Here is a 23,832-nt window from a genome sequence, read left to right as displayed (position 1 = left end):
GACGTGAAGCGGCGGACTAGAGCGGCTTGCGCGGGAGGGGCGGGAGGTCCGTGCCCCGGCGCGTCTGCGGCTCCCTCGCGTCGTCCTGGGCCGCGACGAAGGCGGGATCGCTCGATCGCCGGAGCTTGGCCGGGGGCGGCGGCGCCGGCTGCTCGGCGCTCCCGGTCGGCGTGTAGATCTGGCCGTGCTGCTGGAAGACGCAGATCCGGTTGCCGCCCTCGCGCTTCGCCTGGTGAAGGGCGCTCTCCGCGGCGCGGATCAGCGCGTCCTTGGAGCGGACGTCGCGCGAGGGGTAGAGCGAGACGCCGATCGACACGCTGCAGGGCCGCGTCGCGCCGCCGAACTCGACCGGGTTGCCGGAGGCCTCGCGCCAGATCCGCTCGGCCACGGTCAGCGACCCGGCGAAGTGCGTGCTCGGCAGCACGATGAGGAACTCCTCGCCGCCGTAGCGCGCGACAACGTCCACCTCGCGGACCGAGCGGCGGATCCCGTCGGCCACGCGCCGGATCACGGCGTCACCGAGCGTGCGCCCCCCGATCTCGTTCATCGCCTTGAGGCGATCGATGTCGACGAGCACGCAGGCGAACGGCTCGTGGTAGCGCTCCGCGCGCTTGAACTCCTCGTTGAGCCGCGTGAAGAGGTAACGGTAGTTGTAGAGCCCCGTCATCTCGTCGTGGATGGAGAGCTGCTCCAGGTAGGCGCGCTGCGCCGCCACCTGGTCGTGCAGCCGCTTGATCCGCAGCATCGCCCCGACGCGGGCGAGGAGCTCCTCCTCCTCGAACGGCTTGCAGACGTAGTCGTCGGCGCCGATCTTGAGCCCCTCGACCCGGCTCGCCGTGTCGCTCTTCACCGTGACGAGCACCACGGGGAGGAACGTCTCGGAGGTCATGCTCTTGAGCAGCCTGCACGCCTCGAGGCCCGTGAGGCGGGGCATCACGATGTCGAGGAGCGCGAGGTCGACCCCACCGCGGCCGATGAGCTCGATCGCCTCCTGGCCGTCGTCGACCGCCTCGACCTGGAAGCCGGCCTTGTGGAGGATGCTCACGAGCATCTGGCGCGCGAGGCGGTCGTCGTCCGCGACCACGATCCTGGGCGGACGGCTGCTCAGGAGCTCGGCCGGCGGAGAGGGCGGAGCGCCCCGGATGTCCTCGCTGATCGGCACGGGCACATCCTCCCTTCGGCCGGGTCCGGGCGCAACGAGATCGCACGACGGCGCGGGCCGGCCGCGCAGGCCGGCCGCGCGGGCTGCCGTCGCGCTGGTTTCGCGGTAAGGACCCCCTCATGACTCAGGCGCGGTTCTGGAAGCTCGCGGCGCTCGCGCTGGCCTTCACGCTCGGCGTGATCCTGTGGGGCGCGTTCGTGCGCGCGACCGGCTCGGGGGCCGGCTGCGGCAGCCACTGGCCGACGTGCAACGGCGACGTCATCCCACGTTCCCCGAGCGCGGCGACCTTCATCGAGTTCACGCACCGCGCCACCTCGGGCATCGCGTTCCTGCTCGTCGCGCTGCAGCTCGTCTGGGCGTTCGTCGCCTACCCGGCGGGCCACCCGGTGCGGGGCGGCGCGTCCGCGTCGATGCTGTTCATGATCACCGAGGCGGCGGTCGGCGCCGGGATCGTCCTGCTCGAGTACGTCGCCCACGACGCGTCCGCGGCCCGCGCGCTCTGGATGGCCGTGCACCTCATCAACACGTTCCTGCTCGTCGGCGCCATGACCTGCACACTCTACTGGGCGCGCGGGGGCCGGCGCGTGCGCTGGCGCGGCCAGGGCGCGACGGGCGCGATGCTCGCCGTCGCGCTCGCGGGGGTCCTCGCGGTCGGCGTGACCGGGGCCATCGCCGCGCTCGGCGACACGCTCTTCGCCGCGAGCTCGCTCCGCGAGGGCATCGCGCAGGATTTCTCGCCCACGGCCCACTTCCTGCTGCCGCTGCGCACGTTGCATCCCGCCGTGGCGGTGGTCGTGAGCGCCTACCTGCTCTTCGCCCGCGGCGCCATCGCGGCCCGGCGCCCGTCGCCGCTGGTCGAGCGGCTGTCGATGGCGACCGGGGGGCTCGTGCTGCTGCAGATCGGCGCGGGGCTCCTCAACCTCCTGCTGCTCGCGCCGGTGTGGATGCAGCTCGTGCACCTCCTGCTCGCCGATCTCCTGTGGATGGTCCTCGTCACCCTCGCCGCGGCCGCGCTGGGCGAGCCGGCCCCAGCGGCCGACCCGGGCGCGCGCGGGGAGGACAAGGCGCGCTCCGACGCGGTCGCCGCCTGAAGGCCGATCACGGCGCCGGCAGGCTCTCGGGCGGGGCCGCTAGAACTCGGGCGAGCCCTCGTCGCTGCTCCCGGGCTCCTGCGGGATCGTGCGGCGGACCGCGCGCTTCCGCGCTCCCTCGGCCTGCGGCGCGGCGCGCTGGTCGGGGACGGACGGGGGAAAGTCGACCTGGAGCACGACCCCCTGCTCGGTCTCGATCACGCGGTAGGTCGCGTCGGTCTGCGCGCGCAGGTCGATCACCATGTCGAGATCGTTGCCCTGGTCGACGAGCTGCACCTGGCTGACCGGGGTCGCGAAGAAGGCGGTCACGAGCGGGAAGCGGTTCGTCTGGATCGCCCCCGCGCCCTTCATCCGGTAGACGAGGCGCCCGGCGGCCTTCGACTCGGCGACGTCGACCTTGCCGCCGTGGATCTGCACGAACACGCGCGAGCCCCCGGTCGGGAGCATGCGGAAGCCCGGGAACGTGGCGACCGGCCGCCCGTCGAGGGCCGCGGCCTTCTGCTTCGGCTTGCGCGCGCGGGCGGCGCGCTGCCGGGTCGCCTGCGGCGCGCCGGCGGCACCCGCGCGCGGGGCGTCGGCCGCCGGTTTCCCCGCCGGGGCGGCCTTCGCGGGTGCCGGGGCGGCCTTCGCGGACGTCGGGGCGGCGTTCGGGGCCGCCGGGGCGCTCTGCGCGAGGGCGAGCGACGGGGCGAGGCCGAACGCCAGCGAGAAGATCACGGAGAGGTACCGGGGAGGTCGCACAGTAGCAGTACAGCACGACCGCCCGGCCCGGAGAAGCCGGCAGCGCGATAAGCTCCGCGCGTGCCGCCTCGCGCCCCCCGCCTGTCGCACGTCGTCGGCGTCGACGACGCCCCGTTCGCCCGCGAGCACCGCGGCGACGTGCCGGTCGTCGGGACGGTCTTCGCGGGCCTGCGCCTCGAGGGGGTGCTCTCCACCCGCGTCCGGCGCGACGGGCGGAACGCGGCGCCGGCGATCGCCGCGATGATCGCCGGCTCCCGCTTCTATCCCCAGGTGCAGGTGGTCCTGCTGCAGGGCATCGCCGTGGCGGGCTTCAACGTGGTCGACATCGCGGCGCTGCGCGACGCCCTCGCCCTGCCCGTCGTGGTGGTCGCGCGGCGTCTCCCGAACCTCGACGCGATCCGCGACGCGCTGCTCTCGCGCGTCCGCGGAGGGCGCCGCAAGTGGGCGCTCATCGAGCGCGCCGGCAAGATGGAGCCCGTCGGGGGCGTGTACGTGCAGCGGGCCGGGATCTCGCTCGAGGACACGAGCGCGCTGATCGCGCGGCTCTCGGTGCACGGCCACCTCCCCGAGCCCCTGCGCGCCGCGCACCTCATCGCCGGCGGGCTGACCACGGGCGAGAGCCGGGGGCGCGCGTGACCGCACGTGATCGTGCGCAACCGAGCGCCCGCCCCCGGGTCGCGCTCGCTAGAGCTCGCGCCGGCCCGCAGCGCTGGCCGTGGCCGGCTTCTCGGGCTTCTCGCCGCGGCCGGTCACCTTCGAGTAGATGACGTCGAGGTTCGCGGTGATGTCGAGATAGAACTGCGCCTCGGGGCTGTAGAAGAAGTTCCTGCGGCGGCCGTCGGCCCCGATCTGGCGGTTGGTGTTGTTGTACCCGAGCGTGAGATCGACGACCTCGTAAACCGGGTAGCTCAGGCTGACGTTGAACGCGGTCTGGGGGACGTAGGTCGTCCCCCCGGAGCCGTCGTACGGGGCGCAGCCGCCGAGGATCTCGACGCATCCCCCCTCGAACTCGTGCTTGAAGTCGCTGAGCAACCCGAAGCTCGTCGCCATGGAGAGGTCCTTGTAGAGCGGCAGGTTGAGCTCGAGGCTCGTGGTCAGCCGATCCATGGCGAAGGACCACCCGGTGAGCTGCTCGTCGAGCGACACCTCACCGCTCGGGGCCTGACGCGGTCGCCGGAGGGCGTCGTTCACCGGCGTGTACGACTCCGCGAACAGGTGGGCGTAGGTGACGCCGAGCGTCGCCGTCACATGGTTGAGGCCGTCGGCCTTGGACCCGAGCAGCTTGACCTTCTGGACGAGCTGCGGGCCGAGCCCGACCGTGAAGTACTTGCCGGAGTTCCAGCTCGCCGGCGAGGTCGGCAGGGTCACGCGCAGGCGCATGGCGGCGTCCGTCTTGTACTCGCCGCGGTTCGCGCCGCCGCTCTCCCAGAGCTCGCGGCTGTACCGGGCGTTGAGGGCCACGTCCTTGAGCTGCGGCTCCCGGTAATCGGTTGTGATGTCGCTGTTCGTGAGCTCGACGACCCAGCCGATGTCGGCGGAGACCGAGACCTTGTCCTTGGGACGGTCGAGCACGTAGTAGTTCGGCCGCAGCGTGAAGTCCCAGCCGTAGACCTGGATGGCAGGGGTGTACTCGCCGCCGACGCCGAGGAGCGTCGTGCTCCCCCCCTGGTTCCAGGTGAACGTCGTCCCGCGCCAGCGCAGGGTCGTCTCCTCTTCCTCCTCCAGCAGGTCGTCGGCCGCGGTGGCCTGGCTCCAGCGCACCGCCGGTGTGGTGACCGGCCCCACGTCGGGGCCCGGGGCCTTCGTGGGGGGCGGCGCGGCCTGGGGCGCCGGCTCCGGCGGCGGCGGCGCCGGCTCCGCGGGCTGGGCCCCAACGGTCCCAGCGGGAACGGTCGGGCCAACGGCGGCGGCGGGAGCAGCGGGTGCGCCGGGAGCGGCAGCGGGGGCGCCGGCGGGGGCCGCCGCCGGGTCGGCCGGAGGAGCTTGCTCGGCGGGCGGCGCGGGATCGGCCGGCGGAGCCTTCGGCGGCTCGGGCGGCGTCTGCGCGGACGCCACCGAGATGCTGCCCAGGACACCGGCAGCCACAAGCAACGATCGGAACGTCATCTCCACTCCCTCTCCTGGTCCCTTCGGACCCTCACCGCTCCACCGCGCGCTCGGCCAGACGTCCGCCCGCCTCGCCCGCCACCCGGCGCGCCAACGCGCCGGCAGATCTGCTCGGCCCGCCTCCTTTGCAGAAATCGTACCCTGCCAAAAAATCATTACAAGCTTCGGGATTCATTGATAAAAATCTGCCGCGTCAGCGGGCGCGTTACAGCGCTGACGCGCGGCCCCGTTGCGAATGTGACGACGCCTGAAGTAATCCAACGGGCCATGGAGCCGACGTCCTTCCAGGGCGACAGAGACTCGCCCCTCTCGCCGCGATCCTCCGGAGGCCCTCGCGGCGACGACGCGGGCGGCCACCGGCCCACCGAGATCAACGCCCTCCTCGGCCGCGGGACGCACTTCGAAGGCAAGCTCTTCTTCGAGGGGCGGGTGCGCATCGACGGCAGCTTCCGCGGGGAGATCCGCGGCGAGGATGTGCTCGTGATCGGCGAGGGAGCGCTCGTGATCGGCGAGATCCACGTGGTGACGTGCATCGTCACGGGCGGCGAGGTGCAGGCGAGCATCCGCGCGCGCGACGCCATCGAGCTCTACGCGCCCTCCAAGGTGACCGGCGCCCTGCACGCGCCCGCGATCTTCATCGATCGCGGCGTGCAGTTCGACGGTTCATGCAAGATGGCTCCCCTGGAGGATGAGCCCGGCGAGCGGTCGGTGCGGCCGCCCGCCGCGTCCGTCGAGCCGGACGCCGATACCGCCGGACAGGGCGCGAGGGCCGCCGAGGACAGCGGCGGCGCCGCGCAGCGCGGCGCAAAGCGCTCCGACGCCGAGCGCTGAATTCCAGCCGCCTCCGACGAAGGCGCACTTTCTGTAGTGCGCAGGGGTGCGGCTGCCCGTTCAGCGAGTTACATGTACTGGGAGGCTTCGCTCTCGCCGCCCGAGGCGCACGCCCGCGACGTGGTTGGCAACCACACGACGACGGACGCTGCTCGCACAGGAGAGTCCATGAAGAAGTGGTGGTCCCTGTCCCTGTTTGCCTTCTCCATCGCCGTCCTTGCCCTCTCGCTTTCCCCACGCGCGGCCCGCGCCGCCGACGCCGAATCGGAGAAGCTCGCGTCGATCGGGAGAGCGCTGCGGTACACGCTGAAGACCACCGGACCGGCCTCCGCGATCGACACCGGAGGCGCGGCGATCCTCGTGAAAGCGCCGCTGCCGACCGTCCGGAAGCTCGTCACCTCCTACGGGAGCTACAAGACGTTCATCAGCTCCTTTGACCAGAGCCGCGTGCTCGCGAAGCGCAAAGGCACGAGCGAGGTGTATCTCCAGGTGCCGATCCTGAACGGCGCCGCGCACATCTGGACCGTCGCCGACATGTCGCCGCCCACGAAGGACGGCACCGACGAGGTGATCTCGTCGCGCTTCAAGCGCGGCAACGTCGCCGACTTTCGCGCTCGCTGGCGGCTCCGCGCCGTCGATGAGCACCACACGATCCTGAAGCTCGAGATCTTCGTCGCCCCGAAGCTCCCGTTCCCGCCCTCGGTGGTGACGACGCAGCTCGTCAGGGCGGCTGACAGGGCGGTGACCGCGGTGCGCGATCGCGCCGAGGGCAAGCCGCCCGTCAGCGCGCAGGCGACCGCCGCGCCCGGCGCACCGTCGCAGGCAGCCGCGAGCACCTCCGCCACCGCACAGACCGGCTCTGCCCCGGCTGGACAGGCCGCCGAGCAGAACAGCGGCGCGGCAGCCCCTGCCCCGTCGCCCACGACCGTGCCCGACCTCCCGCCGGCCGATGACACCAGCGTGCACCGCTCCAAGGACGTGGCGCGCCGTTGATTTGCCGTCCTCCACTGGGCGCCTCCGGACAGAGCGCCTGACCGCCCCCTTCCCCACATCTGCTGTAGAGCTCGGCCAGGACTCGTGTCGTGAGGCCTGGTCGCCGCCCAGCGGCCCTCCGAGGCTGCTGCGCCTGTTGAGCACTCCGAAGCGCCCCAGACGTGCCCGGGCTCGCTCCGCTGCTCGAAGTTCCGCGGGCTTACGAAGGATCGTTGCCCCGGCCGCCCGTGGTTCGCTCAGGGACCTTCAACATGCCTTCCGAGCTTCCCACAGGAATTCCCACCTTCTGCGGGAGTTAATCAACACCCCTCGCGCCTGACGGAGGTTGCGAGGGGACGGATGCATGAAGTAAAGCCTGTGCGGTGAGGTTCCCCTTGCCGGATGAGCAGTCAGGCGCACCGGCCCCCTCGCAGCATCCTCCTGCAGTGTGGGCCGACCGCGCTTCCCAGGAGCGGCGCCCGGCCGTCCGGCAGCGGTGATCAGGACCTCGCTCCTCCTCGTCCCGACCGAGCGGCACGTCGAGCGCGAGCTCGCTGCGCTTGATGGACGCGATGAGCGCGAGGCGCACGCCGCGGGCCTGGAAGTGCGCTCACGGTGGAGCTTCGTCTCCGAGGCGCTCGCCCTGCTCGCGCCGGACGTCGCCATCGCGAGCCCGCAGGCGACCCGCCTGGCCACGCGGATCGCGCTCGACGCGCTGCCGCCGGAGCGGCTGCGGCAGCCGGCCGAGCCCGCCGCGCGCGTCGCGCTCGCGCACGCCCTGGACCGCGCCCTCGGGAGCTTCCGACGCGCCGGCACCACCCCGGCGGACCTGCGGGCGCTCGGTACGCCGTACGCTATGGCCATCGGCGAGGTGCTCGAGCGGGCGGACGCTGCCCTGCGGGCGGCGCGCCTCGTGGACCCGCGCAGCGCGGGCTCCCTGCTCGCGCGGGCGCTCCGCGCCGGGGGTGCGTCCGGCGCGCTCCCGCTGCCGCGCAAGGTCACCCTCCGCGGCGCGGTCTCCTGGGAGCCCGACGATCTCGCCTGGGTCGAGGCGCTCCACGCCGCCGTCCGCGCCCGCGACGGCACGGGGGTCACGGTCGAGCTGCCTGCCCTCCACGGCGACGGCGCGGCGCCCGTCGCCGATGCCCTCGAGCGGCGCTGGGCCTCGCTCGAGGACGCGCCGGAGATCGCGTGGGTGCCCGACGCGGGCGCGGAGCCGCTCGCCGCGATCAGCGCGAAGACCGCGGAAGGCGAGGCGCGCGCCGCCGCCGCCGAGGTGGCCGCGGCGCTCGGCCGCGGGACCCCTCCCGAGCGGATCGCCGTCGTCGTGCCCACGCTCGACGACGCGGCGCTGGAGCCGCTCCGGGCCGCGCTGGCCGACGCGGGCGTCCGCTTCTGGGAGCCGCGCGGCCGGGCCGCCGCGAGCTGCCCCGACGGGCGCGTGGCGCTCGCGCTGCTCCGCCTCGCCGTGGGCCCGGTCCGGCGCGAGCAGGCGATCGAGATCCTCCGCGCGCCCGGGGTCCACGCGGGCGCCTGGATGGACCGCGCGTCCGCCGCCGAGGCCGAGAGGCGCTCGGCCGACCTCGCCCACCGGCTGCGCGACGTGCCGGTCGAGGTGGATCGCACGGGCCGGCTGCTCATCGAGAGCCTCATCTCCGTCGTGGCGGCGCGCCGCGCGGACCGCCGCGCCGGGCCGACGCGAGCCGCCGGCCGCGCGGCGCGGCTCGATGAGGCGGAGCTCGACCTGGGCGCGGAGGTGCTGCGCCGCGCGGGCGACGCGTACGGCGACACGCACGGCGACGACGAGGAGGCGTGGATGCCCCACGCGCTCGAGCGGCTGCTCGCCAGCGCCCGCTGGGTCGGCGAGGCGACGACGCGGCCCGAGATCGTGCGGCGGTTCCTGTCGCTCCTCGACAAGCTGGGCTTCGGCGAGCCCGGGGTCGAGGAGCTCCGCGCCGCGCTGCGCGGGGAGCGGCGGGGCGGCGGGGGGATCGCGCTCGAGGCGATGGGCCAGGGCGCTCGGGCCGCGCGCGCGATCCGCGAGCAGGCCGAGGCGCTCGCGCGGGCCGCGCGCGACCTCGGTTGCGAGGAGCGCAGCGCCACCGTGGCCGAGGTCTACGCGGAGCTCGAGCGGGCCGCGGCCGAGCAGGGCGCGGGGCCACGCGGGGACGCGGGCCGCGCCGGCGCCGTGCGCGTCGACGTCGCCGCCGGGTTCACGGCGCTCGAGCACGACGTCGTGGTGGTGACCGGGCTCGACGCGCGCGCCTACGGCGGGAGCCCCGGCGCGGACGAGACCCTGCTCGGCGAGCCGCTCCGCGCCCGGCTGCCCGCGCCGAGCCGCCCCGCGGCGGGGCGCGAGCGCCAGGCGGCCCAGCGCGCGGAGCTCGGCTGGGCGCTCGCCGGCGCGAGGAGCGTCGCCGTCTGCTTCACGCGCGGGGACGACAGCGAGCCGAACGAGCCGCACCCGCTCTTCGAGGCGGCCGTCGCGGGCGGCGCTCGCCAGCGGACGGAGCCCGCCTCGCGCGTCGCGCCGGACGCGGCGACGCTCGGGCCGCGCGACGCGGAGCTCGTCGCCCTCGCGGGCGGCGGGCGGCCGGCCGCGGACATCGCGGAGCGCGCCCGGATCGAGCGCGCGCGCGCGGACTTCTTCCTCGATCCGCGGGCGCCGATCGACCTCCACACGGGGCGCGTCCGCCTCGACGAGGATCCCGCGCTGGTCGCGCAGCTCAGGGCGGCGATCGGCGGGGCGCACCCGGACAGGCCGATCGCGGTCACCCACATCGAGCGCGCCGTGGGCTGCGCCTTCGCGGGGTTCGCCCGCCGCGTGCTGAACGTGCGCCGCGCCGAGGATCTCGCCGAGTCGGCCGACGCGCGCGAGCGCGGCACGCTGATCCACCGCGCCTTGCAGGCCGCGTTCGAGGCGCTGCGCGAGCTCGGCCCGGACCGCGATCCGGCCGAGCAGCTCGCGGCCGCGCGCGCGGCGGCCGAGGCGGCGCTCGGCGTCTCGGCGCCCATGGCCCCGCTCCGCCGCGAGGCGGTCGAGAAGGCGATCGCGGACGTGCTGGAGGTCGTGGTCCGCGCCATCGACGGGGAGGAGTCGTCGCCGGAGCTCCGCTTCTTCCTGGCCGAGCGGCGCTTCGGCGCGGGAGAGGCGCCCCCGTGGCAGCCGCTCGAGCTGCCCCCGTCGGACGAGGACGAGGAGGGCGCGGCCGGCGCGCCGAGCCTGTGGGTCGACGGCCAGATCGACCGCATCGATCGCTCGACCGACCGGCGCGTCGTGCGGGTCGTCGACTACAAGACCGGCAAGCTCCCCGACGCCAAGGAGCGGCGGCGCGCGCTCCAGCTCCCGCTCTACAGCGCCATCGCGGCGCGCGCGCTGGGCGCGGAGGAGGTGCGCGCCGTCTACATCGGCGTGCGCCAGCGCGGGATGATCGAGCTGTGGCCGCGCACGGCCGAGGACCAGCGCGCGCTCGCCGAGGGCTGGGGCGAGGCCGCTCGGACGGCGCGTGCGGCGGTCGTCGCGCTCTGGCACGGCCGGGCCGCGCCGCGGCCGGCGCTGCCGACGCTGTGCGCGCGCTGCGACGCGCGCGACGTGTGCCGGCGCCCCGCGGTCGTGCCGACCGACGAGGCCGCGGAGGACGTCGCGTGAGCGCCGCGCCGCGCGGGGCGGAGCTCGCCGAGGGCGACGCGCTCATCTACGCCTTCCGCCGCAACGTCGTGGTCGCCGCGAGCGCCGGCACCGGCAAGACGCACCGCCTCACGGCGCTCTACGTGCTGCTCACGCTCGGCCTCACCTCGCTCGGCCGGCCCGACGCCGCGTCCGCCGCGCCGCCGGTGCCGCCGGACCGCATCGTCGCGACGACGTTCTCGCGCGCCGCGGCGCGCGAGATCGCCCACCGCATCGAGCGCTCGCTGCGGGAGATCGCGCGCTGGGACGGCGAGGCGACCATCCCCTTCGCCGACATCCTCCGCGCGCGGCAGGCGGCCGTCGGCGCGGGCGGCGAGGCGCTGTCCGTGGGCGAGCTGCGCAAGCGCGCGGAGGAGGCGCTCGCCCGCCTCCCCGCCGCGCGCATCGACACGCTCCACGGCGTGGCCAAGCAGATCGTGGACCGGCACGCGATCGCCATGGGGCTCTCGCCCGCCGCGCGCATCCTCGACGAGGAGGAGGCGCAGGCGCTCAGCGATCTCGCGGTCGACGAGGCGCTGAGCCGCGCGCTCGCGGAGGGGGGCGAGCGCGCCGAGGCCGCGCGCGCGCTCGTCGCCGCGACCGGCAGCGTGGAGGGCGCGCGGAGCGAGGTGACGCGCCTGCTCGACCGGCTCGACGAGGACGGCCTCACGCCGCGGCGGCTCGCCCTGTCCGACCACGCCGCCGAGGCCGGCGCGCTCGCGCGGGAGCTCTACCGGCTCGCCGCCGAGAGCGCCGCGCTCGGCAGCGCCGCGTTCCGCGAGCCGGCGGCGGCGCTCGCCGCGGCGCTCGGCCGCGAGGGCGGCGGCGGGCCGTTCCCGGCGGGCGCGGCGAGCGCCGCGCTCGTCGAGCTGCTCACGCAGCGCAGGCCGCACAAGAGCAAGTGCACGCCGGCCGACGAGGCGCTCCTCGCCTTCCGCGAGGCGCTCCCGGGCGAGACCCACCGCGACAAGGCGCAGCAGCTCCTCGGCTTCCTCCGCGAGGCGCCCGCGCTGGCGCGCCGCGAGGCGCGGATCATCGACCTGCTGGAGGAGATCCGCGAGCGGCTCGCCGCCATCCGCCGCACCGAGGGCGGCCTCGGCTTCGGGGATCTGCTGCGCGCGGCCCGGGACGGGCTGCGCGACGACCCGGCGATCGGCGCGGCGGTGCGCGGGTCGGTCGACGTGCTGCTCGTCGACGAGTTCCAGGACACGAGCGCGGTGCAGCGCGATCTCGTGTACCTCCTGCGCGAGCGCGACGACGCCGCGCTGGCGCGCCCGGCCGGCGTCGCCCCGACGGCGGCCGGCCTGTGGGGGCACGGGCTGTTCCTGGTCGGCGATCGGAAGCAGTCGATCTACGGGTTCCGCGGCGCCGACGTCGCGATCTTCTGCCGCGTCTGCGCGGAGCTCGCGGGCGCCGCCGCGGGCCGCGCGCTCGAGCTCTCGCTCTCGCTCTGGTCGCCCGAGCCGAGCGCTGATTTCGTCGCCCTCCGGGAGAGCCGCCGGTCGACGCCCGAGCTGCTCGCGTTCATCAACGCGTTCTCGGCGCGCGATTTCTCCCAGGACCGCGCGCGCGAGGGCGGCGCGGGCGCGCCGCGCGAGTTCGAGATCGCCTACAGCGCGGCGGAGCACCTCGTCGCGGCGCCGGGCGGGGCCTCGCAGGGCCCGACGGAGGTCGCGCTCGTCCACGACGACGGCAGCGCCCCGGACGGGGTCGACGCGCTCGTCCGGGACGCGCGGGGGCAGCTCCGCGAGGCGCTGATCGCGGCCGCGTACATCGCGCGGCGCGTCCGCGGCGCGAGGGAGCCCGCGGGCGGCGACGGCACCGCGTGCGAGGGCGCGGGCGGCGATCTGCGCTTCCGCGACGTCGCCGTGCTCGCGCGGCGCCGGAGCACGATCCCGCTCGTCGAGCTCGCCCTCGCGCGCCTCGAGATCCCGTACGTGGTCGCGGGCCGCGCGCTCTTCGACGCGGCGGAGGTCCGCGACGTGGCCGCGATCCTCCGCCTGCTGCTCGATCCGCAGGATCGCCTTGCCCTCGCGACCGTCCTGCGCGGCCCGATGGTGGCGCTCTCGGACACGGCGCTCGCGATCCTCGCGCCGCCCGGCCGAGGCCTCACCGTCCCGCTGCACGGCCGCTGGCCGAGCGCCGCCGCGGCGCAGGGGGGCCGGGCTCCCTCGCTGGACGACGCGGATCCCGGGGACGCGCGTCCCCTCCCCTCGCTCGCGCGGCTGCCCGCGGCGGATCGCGAGCGGCTCGAGGCGTTCCGCGCCCGCTTCTCCGGGCTGCGCCGCGCGGCGCTCCGCTCGACGCCCGGCGAGGCGATCCGCGCCGCGGTCTCCGCGTTCGATCTCGACCGCGTCCTCGCGGCGCTCCCCCGCGCGCAGGCGCGGATCGGCAACGTCGACCGCCTGATCTCCATCGCCCGCCGCCGGGGGGGCTCGCTCGCGAGCTTCGTCCGCTGGCTCGACCGCCGCATCCGCGACGAGGCGGACGAGCCGGAGGCCGCCGTCTTCTCGCCCGACGACGACGCCGTGCGGCTCACGACGATCCACGCCAGCAAGGGGCTCGATTTCCCGGCCGTGGTGCTCCTGGATCTGAACGCGGAGCCCCGCGCGGACCAGCCCGGCCTGAGCTACATCCCCGCTGCCGCGGATCGCCCCGCCGCGCTGCTCGTGCGCCATCACGCGCGGCGCGTCGACAGGCCGTCGCGGGCCGGCTCGCTCCACGACGCCGAGGCGTCGGCGCACGGGCCGTCGTGGCCCATCAGCACGCCGGCGCTCCAGGCGGCGCGCGCCGAGGTGCGGGCGCGGGAGCGCGCCGAGCGGCAGCGGCTGACCTACGTCGCGATCACCCGCGCCCGCCGCGAGCTCGTCCTCGTCGGCGCCGCGGCCAAGCCGCGGAGCGGCTCGGCGTGGCTCACGTTGACGGCGAACGCCGAGCCCCGCCCCGCGTCGGCCGACGGCGGCACCGAGCCCCGCCCCGCGTCGGCCCCCGCCATCGATCCCCAGGTGCCCGCGCCGCTCGCCGGCACGATCGGCGCCGCGCTCGAGGCCCGCGCGCTGCTCGCCGAGGCGAAGCCGCCCGCCCCTGGCACCGACGCGTACGCGCGCGCCGCGCCGGTCCCCCCTGCGCCGGCGGCCACGGAGCCCGCGCGCGCGCAGACGGTGCGGATCGCGACGGCATCGCTCGCGACGTTCCAGGAGTGCCCTCGCCGCTTCCGGCTGAGGCACCTCCTCGGCATCGGCGAGCCCGCCGGCGAGGGCCAGCTCGGCCTGTTCGACGTCGAGGGCCCGCCCGAGCTGCCCGGCGAGGAGCGCGTCGAGCTCGAGGACGGCGCGGACCCTCGCCCCCCCGGACGCGCCGCGCACCGGGTGCTCCAGCGCTGGCCGCGCGCGCGGTGGGGCGAGCCGACGGACGCCGCGGAGGTCGTCGCGCGGCTCACCTTCGAGGGGCTCACGCCGCACGGCCCCGACGCGCTGCGCACCGCCGAGGGAATCGCCCGCTTCCTGGGAGGGCCTTACGCGCGGCAGGTGCGGGACGAAGAGGCAGCGCTCCTCCGGGAAGAGGCGTTCGTGCTCGACGTGGAGCCCCAGAGCGCCGGGGAGCGGCGCGGGGCCAGGCTCGCGCTGGCGCTCGCGATCGATCTCGCCGTGCTGCATCCGAGCGGGCTCGTCGATGTCATCGAATACAAGCGCGCGCGCCCCCGGGCAGATCTCGCGCCGTACGAGCTTCGCCTGCGGGCGAGCGCGCTCGCTCTGAGGAAGCGCCATCCGGATCGACCGATCCGCGCCGGCGTGCTCTTCCTCGGCGCCGCGGCGGAGCCCGCGTGGCTCAGGGCTTCGGGGACGATGGGGACGATCGCGGACGACGAACATGCGCGGTTCGAGCGTGAGCTCGCCCGGCTCGCCGAGCGCTTCTCCGAGGCGAGGGGCGACGGCCGCTTCGACGCGGTGCCCGTCGAGACGTGCCGCCGGCTGAACTGCGGGTTCGTGCGGGCGTGCCACGGCTAGGCCGCGCGTACGCTGCTCCAGAGCGCCCTCACCAGCGCGCGGCGGGCGTCGCGCCGCGCCGGCGCGCGGCGACCTGCGCTGGTCACCAGCTCGCGGGGGCCTTGTCGCGGAACACGCCGCCCTGCGGGCCGCCGCTCGGCAGCAGCGCGAGCCACACCGGCGTCTCGGCCCCCTCCTCCACGGATCGCGGCGCGTGCGCGCCGCCCATGTCCGTGCGGACCCAGCCCGGGCAGGCCGCGTTGCAGAGGATCCCACGCCCGTCCCCCGCGAGCTCCCTCGCGAGGACGCCCGTGAGCGCGTTGAGCCCGATCTTCGAGACCGCGTAGGCCGACGACGGCCATCCCTCCGCGGCATGTCGCCCCGCGCTCACGTCGCCGACGAACTTGCGCATCAGCCCGATGAGCTCGTCGCGCGTCAGGTCGGCCTTCCCGAGCTGCGCCTGAAGCGACGCGGAGACGCTGCGCCGGTCGCCGAGCCCGCTCGTCACCATGACGACCCTCCCGTCTCGCCGCATCAGCGGGAGCAGCGCGCCCGTCAGCCGGAGCGGACCGAAGAAGTTGACGTCGATGGTGGCGCGCGCGACCTCCGCGTCGAACCCCTTCATCGCGATGCCCGCGTTGTTGACGACGATGTCGACGCCGCCGCGCTCCGCCTCGAGCGCGCGCGCGAGCTCCTCGACGCTCGCCTCGTCGGACACGTCGAGGCGCCGGGGCTCGACCGAGAGGCCCTGCTCCGCGAGCGCGGCCGCGGCGGCGCGCCCGCGCTCCTCGTCCCGGCTCCCCAGCACGACGTGGATCGCGCGGCGCGCCAGCTGGCGGCAGATCTCGAGCCCGATCCCCCGGTTGCCGCCCGAGACCACCGCCAACCGAGTCATCGCGCGAGGCCCCTCACGCCCCCGCTTGCTCCTCGACCTCGTCCGCCGACGCGCTCTGTGACGACGAGCGGCGCGGGGGCTCGAGGACGATCGGCAGGATCTCCTCCATCGACGAGACCATCGTGATCTTGACCTGATCCTTCACGTCCTGCGGCACATCCTCGAGATCACGCCGGTTCTTCGCGGGGATGAGCACGTGCCGGATGCCGGCGCGGTGCGCCGCCAGGAGCTTCTCCTTCACGCCGCCGACCGGCATCACCCGCCCGCGCAGCGAGATCTCCCCCGTCATCGCGACGTCGCTCCGCACCGGCGCGCCGAGGAGCAGCGACGCCACCGCGGCGAACATCGTCACCCCGGCGCTCGGCCCGTCCTTCGGCGTGCCGTGCTGCGGGATGTGCACGTGCAGATCGATCTCCTTGAGCCACTCCGGATCGAGGTGCAGCCGGTCGGCCTTGCTGCGCACGAAGCTCACCGCCGTGCTCGCCGACTCCTGCATCACGTTGCGCATGTTGCCGGTGAGCACCACGTTGCCCTTGCCCGGCATCTTCGTCGCCTCGATGAAGAGGATCTCGCCGCCCGCCGGCGTCCACGCGAGGCCGGTCGCGACCCCGGGCTGGAGCGTCCGCTCGGCCAGCTCCGGCCGGTGCTTGTGCGGCCCGAGCACCTGCTCGACGTGCTCGGGCGTCGCCACCTCGCGCACGTCGTTGCCCTCGGCGACCTTCACCGCCGTCGCGCGGCACACCGCCGCGATCTGCCGCTCGAGGCCGCGCACGCCCGCCTCGCGCGTGTAGTGGTCGACGATCGCCGCGACGCCCGGCTCCGTGAACTCCAGGCGCTCGTCCGTGAGCCCGTGCGCCGAGAGCTGCTTGGGCACCAGGAACTCCCGCGCGATCCCGAGCTTGTCGGTCCGCGTGTAGCCGGGGACCTCGATGACCTCCATGCGGTCGACGAGCGGCCCCGGGATGCCGTCCCAGTTGTTGGCCGTGGCGAGGAACATCACCTGCGACAGGTCGAACGGCAGATCGAGGTAGTGATCCTGGAACGTCGAGTTCTGCTCGGGATCGAGCACCTCGAGCAGCGCCGCCGCCGGGTCGCCGCGCAGATCGACGCCCATCTTGTCGACCTCGTCGAGCACGAGCACCGGGTTGCGCGTCCCCGCCTTCTTGAGCGCCTGAAGGATGCGCCCGGGCAGCGCGCCCACGTACGTGCGCCGGTGACCGCGGATCTCCGCCTCGTCGCGCACGCCGCCGAGCGCGATGCGCTCGTAGCGCCGCCCCATGCTGCGCGCGATCGACTTGCCGAGCGACGTCTTGCCGACGCCGGGCGGCCCGATGAAGAGCAGGATCGGCCCCTTCTTGTCCGTGCGGAGCTGCCGGATCGCCGAGTATTCGACGATCCGCTTCTTCACCTTCTCGAGCCCGAGGTGATCCTCGTCGAGGCAGCGCCGCACGCTCTCCACGCTGAGCTTGTCCACGGTCGTCTTGGACCACGGCAGATCCGCGATCCACTCGAGGTAGGTCTTCGTGACGTTGAACTCGGCCGACTGCTGCGCCATCGAGCGCAGCCGGCTGAGCTGCTTGCGCACGACCTTGTCGACCTCCGCCGGCACCTTCGCGCGCCGGATGCGCTCGCGGAGCTCCTCGATCTCATCGTCGTCGCCGCCCTCGCCGAGCTCCTCCTTGATCGACTTCATCTGCTGCCGGAGGATGTACTCGCGCTGCGACTTGCCCATCTCCTCCTGCACCATGGAGGAGATCTCCTTCTTGACCCGCAGCACCTCGAGCTGCCGGCCGACCATCGCGAGCACGAGGCGGACGCGGGCCTTCACGTCGAACGCCTCGAGGATCTCCTGCTTGTCGCCGACCGACGCCTGAGCCTGCGGGAAGTTCGAGGCGATGAGATCGGCGAGCGCGCCGGGCTCGCGCACGTTGTCGAGGATGCCCGCGGTGTCGCGCGGCAGGTTCGGCATGAGGCCGAGCACCTCGCGCGTCGCCTCGCGCAGGCCGGCGCCGAGCGCCTCGAGCTCCACGTCGCGAACGAGCGACTCCGGGATGCGCTCGATCCGCGCGCGCATGTACGGCTCCAGCGAGAACGCTGCCTTCACCCGGAAGCGGCCGAGCCCGTTCAACACGACCGAGTAGTTGTTCGGCCCGAGCCGGATGACCTTCACGACGCGCGCGACGGTCCCGACGGAGTAGAGCTCCTTGAACGTCGGCTCGTCGACGTCCGGCGACCGCTGGCTGATCACCCCGACGAGCGCGCGCTCGCGGCCGAGGAGATCCTCGACGAGGCGGACGCTCCGTGGCCGTCCGACGTTGATCGGCACGACCGACATCGGGAACAGCACCGAGTTGCGGAGCGGGAGGATCGGGACGCTGTCGGCGTCGGGCGAGGGGGGCGTTCGCGAAGAAGGATCGCCTGTCGGCATACAGACAACCCTAGTACAGCGCTCTTCTCGAAGCCATGTCGCGGGCGCGCCGCTAGAAGTCCTTGATCTTCCAGACCCCGTGCTCGCGGGTGAAAGCGACCGTGCCGCCAGCGCCGTAGGCCATCGACGCGCTGTCCCCGGTCTCCTCGATGGTCGCGGTCGGCAGCGCGGCCTTGATCGCCTGGACGACCCGGTTGATCTGCTCCCGCTGAGGCCCCTCCCAGGCGGCCTTCAGCTTCTCGGGCGTGAGCTGCGCCGCCCCCGCGGCGGCCCTGGCCGTCCCGGTCCGACCGGCAGGCTTCTGCGACGCGTCAGCGCCCGCGCTGCCCGCCGCGCCCGCGGGCCCAGCAGGCTGCGCCGCGCCCTCTCCGACGGCAGCGCTCGCTTCACCCGCGGCGGCGCCCGCCTCGCCGGGCGCGCCGCCCGCGGGCTCGCCGAGCCCTTCCTTCTCGGCGTCTGGAACGTAGCGCATGATGACGTCGTAGCGCCTGCGCTCGAAGGCGCGCAGGAACCCCACCAGCGCCTGCCGCGGCGTCGCCTGGCCGTACAGGTCGACCGCCGCCGCGTCGAGCCGCCAGCGGCCCCCCTCGAAGACGAGCAGGAGCTCCTCGCCGTTCGGCATGGTGACCGTCGCCGTCACCACGGGATCGGCCGCGGGCCGAGCGATGGCGCGGGCGATCTCGAGCGCGTCGTCGGGGTTGTCCCGGACCGCGCGCCGGAACGCCTCGAGCGACATCGACCTCTTGGCCTCGTCCGAGAGCAGTCGGTAGGCCGCGTCGACGCGCCCCTCCTGGAGCGCCTGCGCGTAGGCCCGGAGCGTGTCGCTCGGGCCCTGCTGGGCGTAGCTCGATCCGCACGCGGGGAGCGCCAGCAGGAACAGGAGAAGGGCCGTTCGCTTCACAGGTCCGGCCATAGCACACGCGGCGCCGAGCGCGCAGGCGGCGCGCGGCGGGGGCGCGCGCGGCGCCTCACCGGCGCGCCCTGGCTGGCCGCCGCGCGCGTCACTTCGGGAGCTTCAGGATGGCACCGTCCTTCACCGGCGCGCCGTCGTCCTGATCCGGAGAGCCTTCGTTGATCCAGTAGACGGCCGCCTCATCGACCGCGACGTCGCCCGGCCGCCGCTGCTGCGAGGCCAGCACCTCGGGCGCGTCGCCGTCCTTCGGCATGCGCACGACCGCGCCCTCATCGCGCCGCGTCCAGTAGACGTATGCCTCGTCGAGCGCGAGCCCGTTGAGCTGGCCCTGGCCCGACGCGACCTCGCTGGCCTGGCCGATCGCGTCCTCGCCCAGCGCCGCACGGAAGATGCTGCCGCCCTCGAAGCTCGCCCAGTACACCGCCGCCGCGTTCCCCTGGCCGTCCACGTCGAGCGCGATCTCCCGCGGGGTGAGCTGCTCGGAAGCGACCAGCTGCGTGGCCCCTCCCCTGCTGCACGCCACCGCGCCGTCGGTCCTGCCCAGCGTGCCCTGGTAGGTCCAGCACACGGTGTCCCCCGCGCTGGCCACGCGATAAGGCGACGCGACCACCGCGTCGGGCGGCGCGAGCTCCTCGGGCGCGCCGAGCTCGACGTCCGCGCCGGCGCCGCTCAGCGTCGCCCGGAAGACGCCGCCGCCCCAGAGCTCGGTCCAGGTGAGCGCGCCGCCCGAGAGCGAGAGGCCCTCGGGCTGCTTGAGATCCTCGAGCAGCGCGCGCGGCTCGCCGCCCCCGAGCGGGGCCGCCATCAGCGTCCCGGCCTCCGCGTTCGTCCAGAAGACGACCTGCCGCTCCTCGTCGATCGCGAGATCCCGCGGCGACGCCTGCGCGGCGCCGAGGATCAGCGGCTCGCCGCCGTCGCGCGGCGCGACCTTCACCTCGCCGTCCTGCCTGGCCATCCCGGCCTCGTCGAAGGTCGTGCCGGAGATCCAGGCCACGCCGCCCGCGGTCACGCGCAGCGACACCGGGTGGACCTGCGCGACCGCCACCGGAATGGGCGCCGACGCGTCGGGCCCGGTGTACTGGCCCCCGCCCGACGCCGACCAGGGGCCGCACGTCGGCAGGTCCGTGCCCTTCTTGCGGCACATGCCCTCGCCCGCGGGCGCGATCGCGATCCCGGCGAGCTTGCCCTGCTGCGCCCGCCTGCACACCTCGACAGGCAGCCGGAGGACGTTGCCCGCCTCGACCTGGAACCCCGCGTCGCTGTCGGCGTCGAGCGGCACGAAGCACGCGCTCTCGCCGCAGATGCCGCCGCCTTGCGTGAGGAGCGCGACGTTGACGTCTCCGCCCGGCGCTGCGGCCAGGCAGACGGTGTCGTCGGCGGCGAACGCCTCGAGATCGACCGGCGCCGACGCGGCGGCGGCGAAGCAGCGGAGGGTGTCGAAGCAGAGCCCGTCGTTGTCGCCGTCCCCGCCGCCGAACACGGCCTCGGCCACGTACTCGGGCAGGGCGCGCGAGTCGACCTCGCGCGGCACGCACGAGCCCGCGACGCAGCTCTGGCCCTCGGGACAGCTGTTCTTCACGCGCACGTTGCCCTGCTCGTCGCGCAGCGCGTTCCCCTCGGCGTCGCGCTCGACCTCGGCCGAGCCGTCGCACAGGAACTGGATGGGCATGTGGAGCGTCGCGGTCCGGCCCTCCGGCACGGTGGTCACCACCTCGCGCAGCAGGCGCACCCCGTCCTTCCCGCCGCGGCTCGCGATGACGCGCACCCGGAGCGCCCGCGTCGGGTCGTCGGGGGTAAGGAAGCCGAGCGTGGCCGGCAGGCGGATCGAGTCCTCGCCCCCGAGCCGCTCGAACGTCTCGTCGTAGACGACCGAGCCGTCGAGCGTCGCCTCCACCCGGATCGTGTCGATGTCCTTCGGCAGCGACATGTCCGTCTGGAAGACGACCATGAGCTGCCCCTTCTCGCCGCCGCAGGCCGGGACCCCCGCCGCCGCCGCGAGGCCGAGGAAGCTCACCGCCGCGATCGAACCCGCCCTCGTCCGCTTCATGCGCATCACCGTCTCCCTCCAAACCCGAGCGGGACCGTGCCGAGGCTGCCCTGCTCCGCCGGCGTCCCCGGCTCGAAGAGCAGGGCGCCCGCGACGAGCGCGCCGGCGAAGATCGCCGCGCCTCCACCGATCCATAGCCACCTGCTCGCGCCGCCCCGCTCCGGAGCGCGCTCCAGCGAGACGTCGATGCGGCGGAGCTCCTCGTCGCGCACCAGGATCGAGACCTCGTGCGGCGTCATCCCGGGCGCGGTCACGCGCAGCGCGTGGGTCCCGCTCGGCACCGATCCCTCCCAGCGGCCCTTGCCTACCACCTTGCCGTCGAGCGCGATGAGGTCGTCGCTCCCCGCGGCGATCGCGAGCCGCCCCCGGTGCACCGCCCTGTCGAGCCGCGCCACGAGGGCGATGCTGCCGCCGCCCACCACCTTCTCCTGGCGGACGAAATCGACGAAGCCCGGCTTCGAGACGCGGATGCGGCGCTCGCCGATGTCGATCGGCACCGGCGCGGCGAGCGGCGTGGTGCCGACCGGCTCGTCGTCCACGGACACCGTCGCCCCCGGCTCGCTCGCCGTGATCTCGAGGTGGGACACGTACGCTCCGGCGGCCTGGATCAGGTCGGCGATGTCCTGCTTGTCGCGCGCCGACAGCGCGGCGCCCGCGTCGTTCTCCATCCGGCGCAGCGTCGCGAGCATCTTCGCGTAGCGCCGCAGGTTCTTCTGGCAGAGCGCGACGTTCCAGAGCAGGCGGTGATCGCGCGACAGCTCGTAGGCGCGCTCGAAGCGCGCGAGCGCGCCCGCGTAGTCGCCGTCCTTGAACAGCGCGGTGCCCGCCCCGTGCTCGGCCCTGGCCATCCCGGTCAGCGACTCGGAGAGCGGCTTCTCGTCCGCCGCGGGCGCCGGCTGGGCCGGCGCAGCGGGCGCGGTCGGCGCTGGCCGCGCCGGCCCGGCGGGCGCCGGTTGGGCCGCGGCGACGCCCGTCGCGAGCCCCACGCTGAGCGCGGCCGCGACGGCGCGCCACCCCTGGCCCAGGTGCTTCCCTCGCATCGAACCTCCTTGCTCTCGCGGAGACTCGCCTCGCAGGCCGAGCCCCGGTCACCGCGATGCTACCCGATGCGCGCGCCACGCGAGCAACAACGGGAATGTCGTGGGCAGATCGTCTTTGCTCCGCCTGCGCTGGCGAGGATACCATCCGGCGCCCATGAGAGGCCTCATCACGGTGGGCGCGGCGCTCGCGGGCGCGCTCCTCGGCATCGCCCTGGGCTCGTCGCCCGCGCGCGCAGAGGGGCCTGGCGCCGTCGCGCTGAGCCGGATCGAGCCGACCCCCGCGGGCGACCCGCTGTTCGCCGTGCCGTCGCCGTTCATCGGCGGGCACCTGGTCCCACGCGGGCTGGTCGTGCTCGATCACGCGGAGGACCCGCTCACGCTCTCCGATGGCGCCGCGACCGAGCGCGTGATCGTCGGCAGCCAGTCGCTCCTGCACGTCGGCGGCTCGCTCTCGCTCTGGGACCGGCTGCTCGTCTCGGCCTCGCTGCCGCTGGCGCTCGCGCAGAGCGGCGACGGCCCCGCCGCCGCGGCCGGCGTGGGCGCGCCCGAGGCGCCGTCGTCCCCCGCGCTCGGCGACCTGCGCCTCGGCGTGCGCGTCCGGCTGCTCGGCGGCGAGGGCGACGCGCTGCAGATCGGCACGAGCGCGGCCCTGCACCTGCCCACGGGCGCCTCGGACGCGTACGTCGGCGAGGGCGCGGTCCGCGTCACGCCGCAGCTCCTGCTCGGCGGCCGCGCCTCGCGCCTGGCGTGGAGCGTCGCGGGCGGCGCGGTGATGCGGAGCTCCGGGAACCCGTCGACGCTCGCCTACGGCGGCGGCGCGGCCGTGCTCCTCTGGGACGAGCGGCTGCAGGTCGGCACGGAGCTGTACGCCGAGACGATGCTGCAGGGCGGCTCGCTGTCGCTCACCGGGCGCGAGCGCGTCGCCGTGGAGCGGACCACGAGCGCCGAGCTCCTGCTGAGCGCCCGGCTCCGCCCCTTCGCGGGCCTCGTGCTCGGGGCGGCCGCCGGTCCGGGGCTCGGGGAGGCGATCGGCACGCCGTCGTTCCGCGCGATGGCGATGGTGGCGTGGGCTCCTCCCCCGCAGCCGCAGGAGGCGGCGGCGGACCCGGATCCGGACGCGGACGGCATCGCCGGCCCCGCAGACATGTGCCCGTACGCGCACGGGCCGGCCAGCGCGGAGGCGCGGAGAAACGGCTGTCCGGTGGAGGACCGGGACGAGGACGGCGTCGCCGATCCGGACGACCGTTGCCCCGACGAGGCCGCCGGCGGCGGGGGCGGCGATCCGGCGCGGCGCGGCTGCCCCGCGGATCAGGACGGCGACGGCCTGCCCGACGCGCTCGACGCGTGCCCCGCGGAGAAGGGCGACGGAGCGGGCGGCGCGGCGCGCCCCGGCTGCCCCGCCGCGGCGCCGAGCAAGCCCGCGGATCAGGACGGTGACGGCCTGCTCGACGACGCCGACGCGTGCCCCGCGGAGAGGGGCCCAGCGAGCGACGACCCGGCCGCGCGCGGCTGCCCGACGCGCGTGCGGGTGCAAGGCGCGCAGGTCGCGCTGCTGGAGCCGGTCCTGTTCCGCGTGCTGAAGAACGATCCGGCGCCGATCGACCCGAAGAGCGAGGCGGTGCTCGCCGAGGTGCGCGACGTGATCGCGCAGCACCCGGAGTGGGTGAAGATCGAGGTGTCGGCGCACACGGACAGCGCGGGCAACGCCAGGTTCAACGAGACGCTCTCGACGGCGCGCGCGGAGGCGGTGCGCAGGTGGCTCGTCGACAAGGGGATCGCGGCCGAGCGGCTCGTCGCGAAGGGGTACGGGTCGAGCCGGCCGATCGCGGACGAAAAGAGCGCGGCCCGGCGGGAGAAGAACCGGCGGATCGAGATCGTGGTCCTGGAGAAGAAGTAGCCATGGATCCGCGACGCGCGGCGCCTTGACGGCGACGGGCGCGGTCGGGCCGCGCG

The 23,832-nt window shown here is 75.0% G+C and carries 15 protein-coding genes; 7 read left to right on the top strand and 8 right to left on the bottom strand.

The features are described 5' to 3' along the window. Positions 1–16: 16 nt before the first annotated feature. Positions 17–1,162, bottom strand: coding sequence for a GGDEF domain-containing protein (locus tag WME96_RS14275; protein ID WP_437290671.1), 1,146 nt, complete (start codon positions 1,160–1,162; stop codon positions 17–19). A 119-nt stretch (positions 1,163–1,281) separates the two neighbouring features. Here WME96_RS14275 and WME96_RS14270 point away from each other — a divergent pair, with 119 nt between their 5' ends. After that, positions 1,282–2,253, top strand: coding sequence for a COX15/CtaA family protein (locus tag WME96_RS14270; protein WP_437290670.1), 972 nt, complete (start codon positions 1,282–1,284; stop codon positions 2,251–2,253). Positions 2,254–2,292: 39 nt separating this feature from the next. Here WME96_RS14270 and WME96_RS14265 read toward each other — a convergent pair whose 3' ends face one another. Continuing rightward, a complete protein-coding gene (locus tag WME96_RS14265; protein WP_437290669.1) occupies positions 2,293–2,994 on the bottom strand; it encodes a hypothetical protein in 702 nt (233 codons plus the stop codon). A gap of 60 nt (positions 2,995–3,054) precedes the next feature. On the opposite strand from WME96_RS14265, the gene WME96_RS14260 reads away from it, so the two are divergent. After that, the gene (locus tag WME96_RS14260; protein ID WP_437290668.1) at positions 3,055–3,630 is read left to right on the top strand and encodes a DUF99 family protein; all 576 of its coding nucleotides are present in this window, start codon (positions 3,055–3,057) and stop codon (positions 3,628–3,630) included. Positions 3,631–3,678: 48 nt separating this feature from the next. Here WME96_RS14260 and WME96_RS14255 read toward each other — a convergent pair whose 3' ends face one another. Then, positions 3,679–5,100 carry a hypothetical protein gene (locus WME96_RS14255; protein ID WP_437290667.1) on the bottom strand — a complete coding sequence of 474 codons (1,422 nt, stop codon included), beginning with the start codon at positions 5,098–5,100 and terminating at the stop codon, positions 3,679–3,681. 267 nt (positions 5,101–5,367) lie between these two features. On the opposite strand from WME96_RS14255, the gene WME96_RS14250 reads away from it, so the two are divergent. The 4 genes from WME96_RS14250 (at position 5,368) to WME96_RS14235 (ending at position 14,577) form a co-directional block, all read left to right on the top strand. Next, on the top strand, positions 5,368–5,931 hold the full coding sequence (locus tag WME96_RS14250; RefSeq protein WP_437290666.1) for a bactofilin family protein: 564 nt from the start codon (positions 5,368–5,370) through the stop codon (positions 5,929–5,931). 168 nt (positions 5,932–6,099) lie between these two features. Further along, complete coding sequence (locus WME96_RS14245) at positions 6,100–6,924, top strand: SRPBCC family protein (protein ID WP_437290665.1); 825 nt, start codon at positions 6,100–6,102, stop codon at positions 6,922–6,924. Positions 6,925–7,399: 475 nt separating this feature from the next. After that, complete coding sequence (locus WME96_RS14240; protein ID WP_437290664.1) at positions 7,400–10,552, top strand: PD-(D/E)XK nuclease family protein; 3,153 nt, start codon at positions 7,400–7,402, stop codon at positions 10,550–10,552. Further along, positions 10,549–14,577, top strand: a complete 4,029-nt coding sequence (locus WME96_RS14235; RefSeq protein ID WP_437290663.1) for a UvrD-helicase domain-containing protein — start codon at positions 10,549–10,551, stop codon at positions 14,575–14,577. Before WME96_RS14240 ends, WME96_RS14235 begins: the two co-directional genes overlap by 4 nt. An 82-nt stretch (positions 14,578–14,659) precedes the next feature. On the opposite strand, the gene WME96_RS14230 is transcribed toward WME96_RS14235, so the two are convergent. From WME96_RS14230 to WME96_RS14210, 5 genes are all read right to left on the bottom strand, one after another. Beyond that, a complete protein-coding gene (locus WME96_RS14230; RefSeq protein WP_437290662.1) occupies positions 14,660–15,451 on the bottom strand; it encodes an SDR family oxidoreductase in 792 nt (263 codons plus the stop codon). A 13-nt stretch (positions 15,452–15,464) separates the two neighbouring features. After that, on the bottom strand, positions 15,465–17,879 hold the full coding sequence (gene lon, locus WME96_RS14225; protein WP_061619833.1) for an endopeptidase La: 2,415 nt from the start codon (positions 17,877–17,879) through the stop codon (positions 15,465–15,467). 52 nt (positions 17,880–17,931) lie between these two features. Further along, complete coding sequence (locus WME96_RS14220) at positions 17,932–18,780, bottom strand: hypothetical protein (protein WP_437290661.1); 849 nt, start codon at positions 18,778–18,780, stop codon at positions 17,932–17,934. Positions 18,781–18,880: 100 nt separating this feature from the next. Continuing rightward, entirely contained in the window at positions 18,881–20,845 is a 1,965-nt protein-coding gene (locus WME96_RS14215) for a hypothetical protein (RefSeq protein WP_437290660.1), read from the bottom strand. Continuing rightward, positions 20,845–21,879, bottom strand: coding sequence for a PEGA domain-containing protein (locus WME96_RS14210; RefSeq protein WP_437290659.1), 1,035 nt, complete (start codon positions 21,877–21,879; stop codon positions 20,845–20,847). Before WME96_RS14210 ends, WME96_RS14215 begins: the two co-directional genes overlap by 1 nt. Before the next feature lie 154 nt (positions 21,880–22,033). Here WME96_RS14210 and WME96_RS14205 point away from each other — a divergent pair, with 154 nt between their 5' ends. Then, complete coding sequence (locus WME96_RS14205; protein ID WP_437290658.1) at positions 22,034–23,776, top strand: OmpA family protein; 1,743 nt, start codon at positions 22,034–22,036, stop codon at positions 23,774–23,776. Positions 23,777–23,832 lie beyond the last annotated feature (56 nt).

The sequence above is a fragment of the Sorangium sp. So ce406 genome (assembly GCF_051474675.1).
Taxonomy (GTDB): Bacteria; Myxococcota_A; Polyangia; order Polyangiales; family Polyangiaceae; genus Sorangium; species Sorangium cellulosum_G.
This window is presented reverse-complemented; position numbering and strand designations above follow the sequence as displayed.

Excerpts from the sequence above, each read along its gene's own strand:
- WME96_RS14255 (WP_437290667.1), bottom strand. The coding sequence starts at position 5,100 with ATGACGTTCCGATCGTTGCTTGTGGCTGCCGGTGTCCTGGGCAGCATC.
- WME96_RS14215 (WP_437290660.1), bottom strand. The coding sequence starts at position 20,845 with ATGCGCATGAAGCGGACGAGGGCGGGTTCGATCGCGGCGGTGAGCTTC.
- WME96_RS14250 (WP_437290666.1), top strand. The coding sequence starts at position 5,368 with ATGGAGCCGACGTCCTTCCAGGGCGACAGAGACTCGCCCCTCTCGCCG.
- WME96_RS14205 (WP_437290658.1), top strand. The coding sequence starts at position 22,034 with ATGAGAGGCCTCATCACGGTGGGCGCGGCGCTCGCGGGCGCGCTCCTC.
- WME96_RS14245 (WP_437290665.1), top strand. The coding sequence starts at position 6,100 with ATGAAGAAGTGGTGGTCCCTGTCCCTGTTTGCCTTCTCCATCGCCGTC.
- WME96_RS14230 (WP_437290662.1), bottom strand. The coding sequence starts at position 15,451 with ATGACTCGGTTGGCGGTGGTCTCGGGCGGCAACCGGGGGATCGGGCTC.
- WME96_RS14270 (WP_437290670.1), top strand. The coding sequence starts at position 1,282 with ATGACTCAGGCGCGGTTCTGGAAGCTCGCGGCGCTCGCGCTGGCCTTC.
- WME96_RS14210 (WP_437290659.1), bottom strand. The coding sequence starts at position 21,879 with ATGCGAGGGAAGCACCTGGGCCAGGGGTGGCGCGCCGTCGCGGCCGCG.
- lon (WP_061619833.1), bottom strand. The coding sequence starts at position 17,879 with ATGCCGACAGGCGATCCTTCTTCGCGAACGCCCCCCTCGCCCGACGCC.